Origin of the sequence: Bradyrhizobium liaoningense (genome assembly GCF_018130825.1) — a bacterium.
In the GTDB taxonomy this organism is placed as follows: domain Bacteria; phylum Pseudomonadota; class Alphaproteobacteria; order Rhizobiales; family Xanthobacteraceae; genus Bradyrhizobium; species Bradyrhizobium liaoningense_B.
This window is the reverse complement of the sequence record NZ_JAFCJS010000001.1, coordinates 583,630-597,293: the sequence shown is the minus strand read 5'-3', so window position 1 is coordinate 597,293 and position 13,664 is coordinate 583,630. Positions and strand designations below refer to the sequence as shown.

Below are 13,664 nucleotides of genomic sequence, written 5' to 3'. Positions count from 1 at the left end.
TGAAGACTTGGGGGCTATCCGCCCCGGACGCGAAGGTTAATTCCAGATAAGGCCACTAGCATCGGCCACAATCCTGGTCTATCGACGGGGGATGATTAAAGCGCGGACAGCCAAATTCCAGATCGGACAGGTCGTGCGCCACCGGATCTTCTCGTTCCGGGGCGTGATCTTCGACATCGATCCGGAATTCAACAACACCGAGGAGTGGTGGCTGTCGATTCCCGAGGAAGTGCGGCCCCACAAGGACCAGCCGTTCTATCACCTGCTCGCGGAGAACGCGGAGTCGGAATACGTCGCCTACGTCTCCGAACAGAACTTGTTGCCCGATGATTCCGGCGAGCCGATCCGGCACTCGCAGGTCGCAGAGATCTTCATCAAGAACAAGGATGGCGGCTACCGCCCCCGCAATCCGTCGCTGAACTGAAGTTTCACCGCCGACATACGACCAGCACAAGCCGACATACGGCTAGCAAAAAAGGCGCTCGAGATGAGCGCCTTTTTCATGCCCGGGATTTGAGCCCCGATTACTTCTGACCGGTCGGCGCCGCACCGGGCGGCGTGCCCTGCTGCTCGAGCTTCTTGCGCTGCTCGTCAGCCTTCTTCTGAAGCTCTTCCTGGAGCTTCTTCTGGGTTTCCTCGAACACCTTCGGATCGGTCGGCGGACCGTCATAGGCCTTCTGGAATTCGCCGGCGAGCGGCAGCGGCAGGGTCAGCGGCGCGCCGTTGGCGTTGATCGCCTGGACAACGAGGTTCTGGCCCTTCTTCATGCTGTTGATGAGCTCGGGCGTGGCCTCGTAGTCGGACATGCAGCCGTTCTGGAAGCAGATCACATACGGCTGCTGCAGCGGTGCGTTGCCATCCACGATGATCCGGGTGCCGTGGACCAGCTGCATGCCGAGCGGCAGCGTCACGCGCAGGATCTTCTTGGGCTCGCCTTCCGGCTCGATGATGACGGCGGCAATGACCGGCTGGCCCGATTCGATGCGACCGTCCTTGCCGGTGAAGCAGACCTGCTTGGCGTTGGCGTCCTGGCCCTTGAGGCAGAACTTGGTCCAGGGAGCGTAGATCAGCTGGATCTGCTGGTCGGCGGGCTGGGCCGCGCCCTGCTGCGCCGGAGCGCCCTGGGCAGGAGCTTGAGCGGGGGCCTGGGCCGCCGGTGCGGGAGCCTTGGGGGCAGCCTTCGGAGCCGCTTTCGGAGCCGGAGCCGCCTTGGGCGCCGCGGGCGCGCCGGGGGCCGGAGCCGGGGTCTGGGCTTCGGCAGCAAACGGAACGGCCAATGCCGTCGCCGTCAACAAGGCGAGAAGTCGCCCGCGCGGCCGGACGGACGCGGCCAAGTAACGGAAATTCATTGCAGAAAACCCTTTCTGAACGGGAAGTGCCCGAACCGCTCCGAAGCACCGAACCAAGCCGCCTTGGGCGCGGCTCTCTCCCCGTCAATTGAGGCGGATACGTGACGGGCTCGGCGCTCTTGCGCGATTGGGTGCCTTCTTAGCGTGGCCGACGAAAAGATCAATGCCGACAAGCGTCTTTGACCACATCCGCAGCTGCGCCCAGTGAAATTCCCTGTGATAGGATTCGGGCTCGCCGGTCCTCGAATCAACGTGTGCCGATGTTCATGTTCCAGCGCCTCTTCGAGGGCCCCGGTCTCCGCCTCTGCGTCCTTGCCTTTGCGCTCGCCGCTGGCCCGTCGACCGGTGCTGCACGCGCCGAAGAAGCCCATGCCATCGCCATGCACGGCAAGCCGGCGATGCCCGCCGATTTCACCCACATGCCCTACGCCAATCCCGATGCCCGCAAGGGCGGCCGGCTGACCTGGGGCATTCTCGGAACCTTCGACAGTCTCAATCCCTTCATCGTGAAGGGATTGGCGGTGCAGCCGGTCCGCAGCTACGTGGTCGAGAGCCTGCTTGCGCGCGGCCAGGACGAGCCATTCACGCTTTACGGCCTGCTTGCAAAATCGGTCGAAACCGACGACGACCGGACCTTCGTCACGTTCCGCCTCGATCCCCGCGCCCGCTTCTCCGACGGCAAGCCGGTAACGGCCGAGGACGTGCTGTTCTCCTGGCAGCTGCTGCGCGACCACGGCCGCCCGAACCTGCGGCAATACTATGCCAAGGCCGCGAAGGCTGAGGCAACCGACCCCCTCACCGTCCGCTTCGATCTTGCCGGGGCCAACGACCGGGAACTGCCGCTGATCCTCGGCCTGATGCCGATCCTGCCGAAGCATGCGATTGACGTTGCGACCTTCGAGGAGACGACGCTGACCGGGCCGGTCGGCTCCGGCCCCTACCGGGTCACGGCAGTGAAACCCGGCGCCAGCGTGACGCTCACGCGCAATCCCGATTATTGGGGCCGCGACCTCGCCGTGAATCGGGGCCTGTTCAATTTCGACGAGATCAGGCTCGATTATTTTCGCGAGGCGAACGGCCAGTTCGAAGCCTTCAAGCGCGGCCTCTACGATTTCCGCGTCGAGCACGAGCCGCTGCGCTGGCACGACGGCTACGATTTTCCGGCCGCCCGAAGCGGCGAGGTGATCCGCGACACGGTCAAGCCGGGCGTGCCGCAACCGTCAGAATTCCTGGTGTTCAACACCCGCCGTCCGGTCTTCGCCGACATCCGGGTGCGGAAGGCCCTGACGCTGTTGTTCGATTTCGAGCTGGTCAACCGCAACTACTTCTTCGGCCTCTATTCGCGCGTCGCCGGCTATTTCGCCGGCTCCGAGCTGTCGGCCTATGGCAGGCCTGCGGATGCGCGCGAGCGCGAGCTGCTCAAACCCTTCGCAGCGCAGATTGCGCCCGAGATATTGGAGGGCAGCTACCGTCTGCCCGTGACCGACGGTTCGGGCCGCGACCGCACCACGCTGCGCGCCGCGCTGAAACTGTTGTCGGAGGCCGGCTACGATCTCGACGGCACGGTGCTGCGCGGCCGTACGACCAAGGCGCCCTTCACCTTCGAGATCATGGTCACGACCCGCGACCAGGAGCGCATCGCGCTCGCCTTCCAGCGCGACCTCAAGCGCGCCGGCATCGAGGCCAGCGTGCGCGCGGTCGATCCCGTGCAATTCGACCAGCGCCGGCTCGCCTACGAGTTCGACATGATCCAGAACCGCTGGGACCAGTCGCTGTCGCCCGGCAACGAGCAGTATTTCTATTGGGGCAGCGCTGCCGCCGACAATCCGGGCACCCGAAACTACATGGGCGCCAGGGATCCCGCCATCGACGCCATGATCGGCGCCCTGCTGGAGGCCCGCGAACATACGGATTTCGTCTCGGCAGTGCGCGCGCTCGATCGCGCCCTGATCGCGGGCTTCTACACAATCCCGCTGTTTAACGTATCCGAGCAATGGATCGCGCGCTGGAATCGGATAGAACGACCGAAGGCCACCGCGCTGTCCGGCTACCTGCCGGAGACCTGGTGGTCGAAGGGTGAGCCTCAAGCGACGCAAACGAAGTGACGCCGTGAACCAGCCAGCCGTATCGCCGACGCTCGACACGCTGTTTCAGCGCACGCTGATGCGGCAGCCGCACGCGACCGCCCTGCTCGATCCCCTCAACAAGGCGCGCGTCACCGGGCATCAGCCGCGGCGGATGAGCTATGCCGAGGCCGACACGGCCATCGAGGCCCTGTCGGCCCATTTCGTCGAATCGGGCCTGCCGGCCAATTCCGTCATCGCGATCCAGTTGCCCAACACGGTGGAGTTCGTGCTCACCGTGCTCGCCGCCCATCGCGCCGGCCTCGTCGTCGCCGTGCTGCCGCTGCTGTGGCGGCACGCGGAACTGACCGCGGCGCTGAACCGCACCGCGGCACGCGCCATCGTCACCATGAGCACGGTCGACGGCGTCAGCTATGCCGACCTCGCGATGCACGCCGCCGCCGAGGCGTTCTCGATCCGTCATGTCTACGGTTTCGGGCGCGACCTGCCCGAAGGCATGGCCTCGCTCGACGACGTCCTGGCCCGTCCGCCCGGCACCACGCGCGCCGTGATCCAGGACGGCCGCAAGGCGGCGATGATCTCCTTCGACGTCACGGCGGAGGGCTTTCGCCCGGTGCCGCGGCCGCATTTCAGCCTGATCGCCGGCGGGCTTGCGATGTCGCTCGAAGCCGACATCAAGCAGGGCGCGACCGTGATGGCGGCGTTCACGCCGATGTCGTTCGCAGGCCTCGCCTCTTCGCTCGCGGTGTGGTTGCTGTCGGGCGGCACGCTGGCGCTGCATCATCCGTTCGAGAACGACGTGCTGGAGCAGCAGATCAACGAGCACGAATGCGAGGTGCTGATCGCGCCGGCGCAGCTCGCGCTGCGGCTCGGCGACGCCGATCTCGCGGCACGGATGCCGACGTTGCGCAACGTCATCGGCCTGTGGCGCGCGCCGGAGCAGGTCGCGGCGAGCGATGCCTGGATCGCGCCGCATGCGCCACTGACGGATGTGTATCTGTTCGGCGAGGCCGGATTGTTCGGCGCCCGCCGCGGCGAGGACGGCATGCCGGTGCCGGTGATGCCCGGACCGCACGGCGCGCCGCGCGAACAGGCCGGCTCCTCCATTGCCGGCGAGATCCTCTTGACGCCGAAGGGCACGCTCGGCCTGCGCGGGGCGATGGTGCCGATCGCGGCCTACGCCCCGCCGCAGCCGGTCGGCGAGGCACTGATCGCGCAGCCGCCGCGCGACTATGTCGATACCGGTTATGCGGCGCGGCTCGACCGGGCGAACGGCGCAATCTGTATCACCGCACCGCCCTCCGGCATCATGGCCGTCGGCGGCTACCGCTTCCTCTCCAACGACCTCCAGGAATGGGCGCGCCGGCTCGGCCAGGGCGCCCTGCTCACCGCGCTGCCCGACCGCCTCTCCGGCCACCGGCTGGCAGGACGGGCCCAGGACAATGCCCGCGCCCGCGAGGCGCTCAGCGAGCTCGGGCTTAACCCCCTGATGGTCGAGGCTTTTCGCGACCGCTCCGGGCCGGCCTGAGCACAGTTTCAAGGGCTCCGTTGACGCCGCATTAAGGCGGCCAAACTAGATTGCGCGGCACCTGTTGCGTGATCAGAGTTTTTCGATGTCCCAGGCGGGCCCGATCCTGTTTGTGTCCAATGCCGAGCGCCCCGCCGTCGTTGCGGCGCTGGACGAAGCCCGGCTCTTCCCCGTGGTCGACACCGACTGGGCCAGCGCGACACGCGCGGTCGAGCAGGTGCAGCCGGCCGCGGTGCTCGCCGCGATGCACAGCGGACATGAGCCGCATCTGGCGCTGCTCGCCAGGAAGATCGCCGACCAATCGCCCTACCTTCCCTTCGTGGCCCTGGATGCGACGGGCACGCTGCCGCACAACGCCCTGCCCTTCGCCTCGCGCGACGGCCATCCCGAACGTCTGAGCGCAAGGCTGCGTGCCGCGCTACGCGTCCGCACCCTGCATTCGACCGTGCTGCGCCGGCTGCCAGAGGCCAAGGTCGTGCTGCCCGAGGGCGACCCCTCGCGCGATGCCACCGTGCTGCTGATCGGCCGCGGCGCCGCCTATCCGGCCCTCTCCGTCGCACTCGGCGAGCGCGTCGGCGTGGTCGGCGCGCTCTCGATCGAGGCCGCGGCGAAACATCTCAACACCCGCGATATCGACGGCGTCGTGCTCGCCGAAGGCTTCACCGCACGCGTGACCGATGCCTTCCTCACCGTGCTCGCCGAGGACACCCGCTTCCGCACCCTGCCCGTGGTCGTCACCGCGCACCAGCTCGTGCAGAGCTACGACCTGCCCAATCTCGAGCTCATCGCGGGCGAGCCGACGAGGATCGCCGCCAACGCGCTACCGCTGATCCGCCAGCACGCAATGGAGGCGCAGCTGAGCCGCACGCTGCGCTCGATCGATGCCGGCGGCTGGCTCGATCCGCGCAGCGGTCTGCTCACCACGGAAGCCTTCGCCCGCGATTTTGCCAAGGCGGTCGAGCAGACGCTGGCCCGCGGCGGCGGCCTGTCGGTGGCGCGCTTCGCCTTCGATCCCAACAATCCCCGCGCCCAGCTCGATGCCGCGCGCATTCTCAGCCGTCTGATGCGGCAGATGGATTTTGGCGCGGTGCAGAAGGACGGGTCGGTGATCGTGGTGTTCGCGGAGACCGACTTCCGCACAGCGCATATGATCGCCCGCCGTTTGTCGGCGGTGATGCGGCACACCTCGAACGGCAAGCACGAGATGCGCAGCGATCCCGTCATCAGCGTCGACTCGCTGTCGCCGTCGGACACGGCAAGGTCGCTGCTGGCGCGGCTGTCGGCGGATGCGTCAAGGGCGGCGTCGTAGTTACGCCCCCGCTGCCGTAGGGTGGGCAAAGCGACTTGTCCGCCGTAGCTCGAAGAGCGAAGGCGGAAGCGTGCCCACCACATCCCTCGTTCTGGAAAAATGGTGGCACGGCGCAAGAGCGCCTTTGCCACCCTGCGGCACTGCCGTTGCAGTGCATCTCGCTCTCATCTATCAAATTGAACGAGCCGGCAGAACTACATCATCCACGTCGCAACGCCCCGGTCTTGCGCCGACGCTTTGCAGCGACGCGCTGTTGCGCGTTGGCCGAGGACTCTGAGATGCATCCCACCGATCTGCCTGTCCAACCCGGCGTCGTTCGTCCCGGCGCGATCGGTCACAGCCGTGCTGTCGTCGGCCGCAATTTCGCGTTCATGCCGCCTGAAGGCGTCTTGAAGAGCCGGCTGCCGGCGTGGGCGTCAACAACCGTGCGCTTTCTGGCGGCGCCGAGCCTCGGAGCCGATTTTGCCCAGTTCATGCTGGAGATCGAGCCCTCGGGCGGCACGGCCCAGCCGATCTGCGTGGATGTTCAGCACTTCTTCTACGTCGTTGCGGGGGCCGTCGACATCAGCATAGGCAGCGAAGGCCCGACCTCGCTGACAGCAGGCGCCTTTGCCTACGTTCCGGCCAGTACGTCCTTCACGATGAGCTGCCATCCCGGTGCTGCCGCCCGCGTTCTCGCCGTCAAGAAGCGTTATGAAACGGCTGACGGCATCGCGTCACCGACGGCAATCATCGGTCAGCAACAATCGATGCCGATCACGAACCATACCGGACTGGAGGGGCGCGGCTTCAAGCACCTGCTGCCGATGGGCGACCTGCGGTTCGATTTCGAGATGAACCTGATGTTCTTCCAACCCGGCGTCTGCTTTCCAGCCGTCGAGACCCATATCATGGAACACGGGTTGTTCATGCTGGAGGGGCAAGGCCTGTATTATCTCGGCGATAGCTGGCACGAAATCTGGGTTGATGACTTCATCTGGATGGGCTCGTTCTGTCCGCAACAATTCTATCCCACCGGTTCGAGCCGCGCGGTCTATCTTCTGTACAAGAACGTCAACCGGGACGTGGTCCTCTGACGGGGGACGCAGGGCAGCGGCGAGCACACGCACCGTAGGGTGGGCAAAGGCGCGTAGCGCCGTGCCCACCATCTCTCCGCCATGACGGAAGCGGTGGGCACGCTTCCGCCTTCTCTTCGAGCTACGGCGGACAAGCCGCTTTGCCCACCCTACGAGATCTCGCTTCGCCGCTACGCCGCCTTCTTGCTCGCCGCGAGCTGCGCCAGCTGGCGCATGATCTCGGTGGTGCCGACGAGACGATCTTCCGGCGTTTCCCAGTCCTGCAGGAACACCACCTTCATGTCGGGCCGCACCTTGGCGGCCTGGCCATAGCTGCGGATGAACGACACCAGGCGGTCGGGATAGGCGAAGGAATTGTCGCGGAAGACGATGACGGCGCCCTTCGGGCCGGCGTCGATCTTCTCGACATTGGCCCTGCGGCAGAACGCCTTGATCGCGGCGACCTTGAACAGGTAGCGCACTTCGTCCGGCAGCACGCCGAAGCGGTCGCGCATCTCGGCGCCAAAATTCTCGATCTCCTCCTCGGTGTCGAGATCGGCCAGCCGCCGGTACAGCGACAGCCGCACCGAGAGGTCGCTGACGTAATCCTCGGGGATGAGCACCGGCATGCCAATGGTGATCGACGGCGACCAGCGGTCGGCGGCGGGCTCGGAGACGCCGGCCTTGAGGTTGACGATCGCCTCCTCCAGCATCGACTGGTAGAGCTCGAAGCCGACCTCCTTGATGTGGCCGGACTGTTCCTCGCCGAGCAGATTGCCGGCGCCGCGGATGTCGAGGTCGTGGGATGCGAGCTGGAAGCCGGCGCCCAGCGTCTCCAGCGATTGCAGCACGGTGAGCCGGCGCTCGGCCTGCGCGGTGATCTTCTGCTGCGCCGGCAGCGTGAACAGCGCGTAGGCTCGCAGCTTCGAACGGCCGACGCGGCCGCGGAGCTGGTAGAGCTGGGCGAGGCCGAACATGTCTGCGCGGTGCACGATCAGCGTGTTGGCGTTGGGGATGTCGAGACCGGACTCCACGATGGTGGTCGATAGCAGGATGTCGAATTTGCCGTCATAGAACGCGGTCATGATGTCCTCGATCACGGCAGGCGGCATCTGGCCGTGCGCGACAGCGACCTTCATCTCCGGCACGTTCTTGTCGAGGAAGTCCTTGACCTCGGCGAGATCGTCGATGCGCGGCACCACGTAGAACGCCTGGCCGCCGCGATAGCGCTCGCGCAGCAGCGCCTCGCGGATCATCAAGGGATCGTGCGGGGCGACGAAGGTGCGGACCGCAAGGCGATCGACCGGAGGCGATGCGATGATCGAGAGCTCGCGGACGCCGGTGAGTGCAAGCTGCAAGGTGCGCGGGATCGGCGTCGCCGACAGCGTCAGCACGTGCACTTCGGAACGCAGCGCCTTCAGCCGCTCCTTGTGAGTGACGCCAAAGTGCTGCTCCTCGTCGACGATGACGAGGCCGAGATCGCGGAATTTGATGGCCTTGCCGAGCAGCGCGTGGGTGCCGACGACGATATCGACCGAACCGTCGGCAATGCCCTTCTTGACCTGGTTCAGCTCCTTGGTCGCGACCAGGCGCGAGGCCTGCGCCACGTTCACCGGAAAGCCCTTGAAGCGCTCGGTGAAGGTTTTTGCGTGCTGGCGCGCGAGCAGCGTGGTCGGCACCACGACCGCAACCTGCTTGCCTTCGAGCGCAACGGCAAACGCCGCGCGCAGCGCCACCTCCGTCTTGCCGAAGCCGACGTCGCCGCAGATCAGCCGGTCCATGGGACGGCCGAGCTCGAGGTCTTTCAGGGTGGATTCGATGGCGCCGAGCTGATCCTCGGTCTCATCATAGGGGAACCGCGCGCAGAACTCGTCATAGAGGCCCTGCTGCACCGGCAGCTTAGGTGCCTCGTGCAAATGACGCGCAGCGGCGATCTTGATCAGTTCGCCCGCGATCTCGCGGATGCGGTTCTTCAGCTTCGCCTTGCGGGTCTGCCAGCCCGAGCCGCCGAGGCGATCGAGCTCGACCGTGGTCTGGTCAGAGCCGTAGCGGGACAGAAGCTCAATGTTCTCGACCGGGAGGAACAGTTTTGTCTCGGCGGCATAATGCAGTTCCAAGCAGTCATGCGGCGCACCGGCTACATCGAGGGTCTGCAGGCCGATGAAGCGGCCGATGCCGTGATCAACATGGACGACGATGTCGCCGGCGGTGAGGCTCGTCACCTCCGATATGAAATTGTCGAGCTTGCGGCTCGCCTTGCGGGGCCGCACCAGGCGGTCGCCCAGAATGTCCTGCTCGCTGATGAGCGCGATCTCGTCGGTCTCGAAACCACTCTCCAGGCCGAGCACGGCGAGCATGGTCTCGTTGCGCGGGGTCGCCTGCACCGTCCGCCAGCTGTTGACGCTGGTGGTATGGGCAAGCTTGTGGTCGCGCAGCATCGAGGTCATGCGATCGCGCGAGCCTTCCGTCCAGAGCGCGATCACGACCTTCTTGCGCTGGGCTTGCAGCGCCATGACGTGGCTGACGACGGACTCGAACACGTTGACGGTGGTGTCGTTGCGCTCCGGCGCAAAGTCGCGGCCCTTGCGCGCGCCGGCATCGACGACGCTCGTCCCGTCCGCCGGAACCGAGAACTGCGTCAACCGCACCAGCGGCATCCCGCTTTCGCGCTTGGTCCACTCCTCGTCGGTCAAATAGAGCCGGTCTGGCGGCAGCGGCTTGTAAATAGCGCCACCGCCGGGATGCTCCATGGCGTCGCGGCGGGCCTCGTAATAGTCCTGGATCTGCTTGAAGCGCTCGCGGATTGCATCCTCGGCCTGCGGCTCGATCGCAACGGCGGCCCCTTGCAGATAATCGAACAGCGTGTCCATCCGGTCCTGGAACAGCGGCAGCCAGTGCTCCATGCCGGGATGGCGGCGGCCCTCGCTGACCGCCTCGTACAGCGCATCGTCGCGCTCGGGCGCGCCGAACTCGGCGACGTAGCCCATGCGGAAACGGCGAATGGTGTCGGTGACGAGCTGGAATTCGGAGACCGGCACGAGGTCAAGCGAGCGCATGTCGAGCAGCGTGCGCTGGGTCTCGGCATCGAAGGAGCGGATCGATTCCAGGCTGTCGCCGAAGAAGTCGAAGCGGACCGGCTGCTCGAGGCCGGCCGGAAACAGGTCCAGAATGCCGCCGCGCACGGCGTATTCGCCGGGCTCGCGCACGGTGGAGGAGCGGTTGTAGCCGTTGTGCTCGAGCCAGGCGACGACGGTGTCCATCGGCACGACATTGCCCGGGGCAACGGACAGCGCCTGCGCGGCGACGAGCTCGCGCGCGGGCACGCGCTGCACCACCGCGTTCACCGTGGTCAGCACGATCAGCGGCTTGTCGCTGCCGGTGAGCGAGGCGAGCCGCGCCAGCGTGGTCAGGCGCTGCGCGAGAATGCCGCCATGCGGCGAGACGCGGTCATAGGGCTGGCAGTCCCAGGCCGGAAAGGTCAGCACCGGCAGATCGGGCGCGAAGAACCGCAGCGCGCGTTCGAGCTGCTGCATGCGCCCGCCGTCGCGGCAGACGACCGCAAGGCTGACGGCCGGCTTCTTCGGCCGCGCCGCGATGGCACGGGCGAGATCGGAGACGACGAGGCCTTCCGCGCCCTCCGCGACATTGGCGAGCGTCAGCGCGCGGCCGGGCGTGAGCAGCTCGGCCGGCGATTTCATCCCCTGCTTCATGCGCTGCCGTCCGCGATCGGAAACGCCTTGATGCGGGCGAACAGCGCGCCGGTGACGTCGGCCGGCAGCACCTTGTCGCCGGTGATGGCGGCATAGAGATCGGGGTCGTTGACCTCGAGCAGGGCCTCGAGCTGATCAAGCTCGGCGTCGGACAGGTTGCCGATCTCGGCGTCCGCGAAGCGGCCGAGGATCAGGTCCATCTCGCGCGTGCCGCGGTGCCAGCAGCGGAACAGAAGCCGCTTGCGGCGGTCATCCAGCCCGCTGCTCGATCGTGTCGTTCCCGTCATGTCTCAAATCCAGTCAAACGCAGAAAGCCCGGACGTGCCGGGCGGGGCTGATATAGGCCCTGCGCCTTGGAAAGTCAGCAGCATTCCCCGCGCCAGTCCGTGCAAAAATAAGGGGTGTGGCTTGCAGGCCCGATCAGGCGTGCTCCGCCTCCAGCCGGACTCCACGCCCGGCCAGCGTCATCACCTGTGATTTGACCCGTGACTTGCGGCTTTTCGATTTCGCCGCTATGTGTCTTGCCGGTTCCGTCGCCCCTATTCGTGCGACCATCAGGGAGAAGGCTCGATGACGATCATGTCTCGCCGCCCCGTCGAGGGCATCGCCTAAACTGCGCGTGCGTTGGCCGCGCCGTTAGGGAAACCACGCGCGTCCCTGCGCGTGTCGACATCCCTACCTTCTGAAAGCTTTTTAATGGGCACTTTTCCCAACGTGGACGGCCGCGCGCCGATCCACATCTTCGCCTCGTCCAAAACGTGGATCGAAGGCAACGCAACGCTTCAACTTGAACACGTCGCTGGGCTGCCTGGAGTCCGGGCGGTTGCCGCCATGCCTGATCTTCATCCGGGCAAATATGGTCCGGTCGGCTGCGCCATTCTGTCAGACCGGATTCACCCGCAACTGGTCGGCTCCGACATCGGCTGCGGCATGGGCCTGTTCGAACTGGACATCGCCGCGCGCAAGCTACGGCTCGATCATCTTGCCGAACGCATGCACGCGCTCGACCACCCCTGGAATGGCGACGTGGAAAACGCGCTGGCCGACGCAGACCTCGGGACCACCACCTTCGATGCCGCGCTCGGCAGCATCGGCGGCGGCAATCATTTCTGCGAGCTGCAAGCCATCGACGAAATCCTTGCGCCGGACGCAGCCGCGAGAGCTGGCCTCGACCGGAGCCTCTCGTACGTCCTGGTTCATTCCGGCTCGCGAGGCCTTGGCTTCTCGATCCTGGAGCGGGCTTTGCGGGGCGGACAGGCCCCCCTTTCCATCGGCAGCGACGAAGGAGGGGCCTATCTGGCAGAACATGATCACGCCGTGCGATGGGCGAAGCTCAATCGCCGCATCATCGCCGAGCGGACCGCCGCGGCGGCGCGCGCCGGCCTGCGTGCGGTGAGCGACCTCGCGCACAACATGGTCGAGTATCGGCGTGCCGCAACGGGTGATGTCCTGGCACTGCATCGCAAGGGAGCGGCTGCCGCGGATCGCGGACTGGTGCCGGTGCCAGGATCGCGCGGAACGCTGTCGTACCTGGTCGAGCCTCTGGCGGACATGCAAGCCGAAGCGCTCGCATCGCTCGCGCACGGCGCGGGCCGCAAGTACGACCGTGCGTCCATGCACGGTCGCGTCCGGGTCAAGCGGTCCGACATCGCAAGGCTGGAACGCAATCCGTTCGGCGGCATCGTCGTCTGCGGAGATCGCGGCCTGCTCGCGGAGGAAGCGCCGGACGCCTACAAGAGCATCGAGCGCGTCATCGCCGACCTCGTGGAGTTCGGCCTCGCGCGCGTGGTGGCCACCTTCCGGCCGCTGCTAACCTTCAAGAAGGCCCAGTCCAGCACCGCGGCGAGCGGCAAGCGCGACAAAAGCTGGAAGGAGGATCGCCGATGATCCGGCTTCTGTTCACCAGCGGACGCGGCCCGGCGGAATGCCGGATCGCGGTCGCGAATGCAGTTGCAGCTCTCGTCGCCGAAGCGACCTCGCTCGGATTCGACACCGACCATCTTGAAGGACCCAGTCCCGACAAGCACGGTCCGGCATCGGCGCTCGTTGTCGTCCATGGCGATGGCGCAGCCGCCTTTGCGCGCCCGTGGATTGGTGCGGTCCAATGGACGGCGCAAAGCCCGCTCAGGCCGCATCACAAGCGAAAGAACTGGTTCATCGGCGTTTTCGAGCTTCCGGCGCTGCCCGACGCGCCGAAGGCCATCAGCGCCCAGGATGTTCGCTTTGAAGCCTTCCGGGCCGGTGGCCCGGGCGGCCAGCATCAGAACAAGACCGAAAGCGCCGTGCGGGCCGTCCACGTTCCAAGCGGGCTTGCGGTCGTGGCGCGCGAAGAACGTTCGCAACATCGGAACAAGGCGCTGGCACTGGAGCGGCTGGCGGCCCTGCTCAGGCTGCAAGGCGAACTGGCCGCGATCGCCGCCCGGAACGAGACCCACGCGGCACACGATCAGCTCGAGCGCGGCCGGCCGGTCAAGCGGTTCAAAGGCGCCGCATTTCGAGCCGCATAGCGTGGCCAAGCTGGATCGGCAGCGTTCTGCCGGTCCAGGCGGCCCCATCATGGTCGGGACGGAATAAAGCCGTGGACGTCCCGCACAAAACTGGCCATCACGGTCACGAACAGTTCTAGTTT

General features: G+C 66.3%; 10 protein-coding genes. 7 read left to right on the top strand and 3 right to left on the bottom strand.

The window, feature by feature from the left end; translation table 11 throughout:
• Positions 1-91 precede the first annotated feature (91 nt).
• Positions 92-424, top strand: a complete 333-nt coding sequence (gene hspQ, locus JQ603_RS02920) for a heat shock protein HspQ (protein WP_092290415.1) — start codon at positions 92-94, stop codon at positions 422-424.
• Positions 425-524: 100 nt separating this feature from the next.
• Here the strand turns inward: hspQ and JQ603_RS02915 are convergent, their stop codons facing one another.
• A complete protein-coding gene (locus tag JQ603_RS02915; protein WP_212336337.1) occupies positions 525-1,349 on the bottom strand; it encodes an invasion associated locus B family protein in 825 nt (274 codons plus the stop codon).
• A gap of 260 nt (positions 1,350-1,609) precedes the next feature.
• On the opposite strand from JQ603_RS02915, the gene JQ603_RS02910 reads away from it, so the two are divergent.
• The 4 genes from JQ603_RS02910 to allE all read left to right on the top strand — a co-directional run bounded on the left by JQ603_RS02910 (position 1,610) and on the right by allE (position 7,346).
• Positions 1,610-3,454, top strand: a complete 1,845-nt coding sequence (locus JQ603_RS02910; protein ID WP_212338135.1) for an extracellular solute-binding protein — start codon at positions 1,610-1,612, stop codon at positions 3,452-3,454.
• 4 nt (positions 3,455-3,458) lie between these two features.
• On the top strand, positions 3,459-4,961 hold the full coding sequence (locus tag JQ603_RS02905) for an AMP-binding protein (RefSeq protein ID WP_212336335.1): 1,503 nt from the start codon (positions 3,459-3,461) through the stop codon (positions 4,959-4,961).
• Between the two features lie 85 nt (positions 4,962-5,046).
• The gene (locus JQ603_RS02900) at positions 5,047-6,270 is read left to right on the top strand and encodes a GGDEF domain-containing protein (RefSeq protein WP_212336333.1); all 1,224 of its coding nucleotides are present in this window, start codon (positions 5,047-5,049) and stop codon (positions 6,268-6,270) included.
• Between the two features lie 278 nt (positions 6,271-6,548).
• Entirely contained in the window at positions 6,549-7,346 is a 798-nt protein-coding gene (gene allE / locus JQ603_RS02895; protein ID WP_212336331.1) for a (S)-ureidoglycine aminohydrolase, read from the top strand.
• Between the two features lie 170 nt (positions 7,347-7,516).
• Here allE and mfd read toward each other — a convergent pair whose 3' ends face one another.
• Positions 7,517-11,035, bottom strand: a complete 3,519-nt coding sequence (mfd, locus tag JQ603_RS02890) for a transcription-repair coupling factor (RefSeq protein ID WP_212336329.1) — start codon at positions 11,033-11,035, stop codon at positions 7,517-7,519.
• A complete protein-coding gene (locus JQ603_RS02885) occupies positions 11,032-11,322 on the bottom strand; it encodes a succinate dehydrogenase assembly factor 2 (RefSeq protein ID WP_212336327.1) in 291 nt (96 codons plus the stop codon). Before JQ603_RS02885 ends, mfd begins: the two co-directional genes overlap by 4 nt.
• A gap of 409 nt (positions 11,323-11,731) precedes the next feature.
• Here JQ603_RS02885 and JQ603_RS02880 point away from each other — a divergent pair, with 409 nt between their 5' ends.
• Entirely contained in the window at positions 11,732-12,922 is a 1,191-nt protein-coding gene (locus JQ603_RS02880) for an RNA ligase RtcB family protein (protein ID WP_212336325.1), read from the top strand.
• Entirely contained in the window at positions 12,919-13,542 is a 624-nt protein-coding gene (gene prfH / locus JQ603_RS02875; RefSeq protein ID WP_212336323.1) for a peptide chain release factor H, read from the top strand. The genes JQ603_RS02880 and prfH overlap by 4 nt, the downstream gene beginning before the upstream one ends.
• The last annotated feature ends 122 nt before the right edge of the window (positions 13,543-13,664 follow it).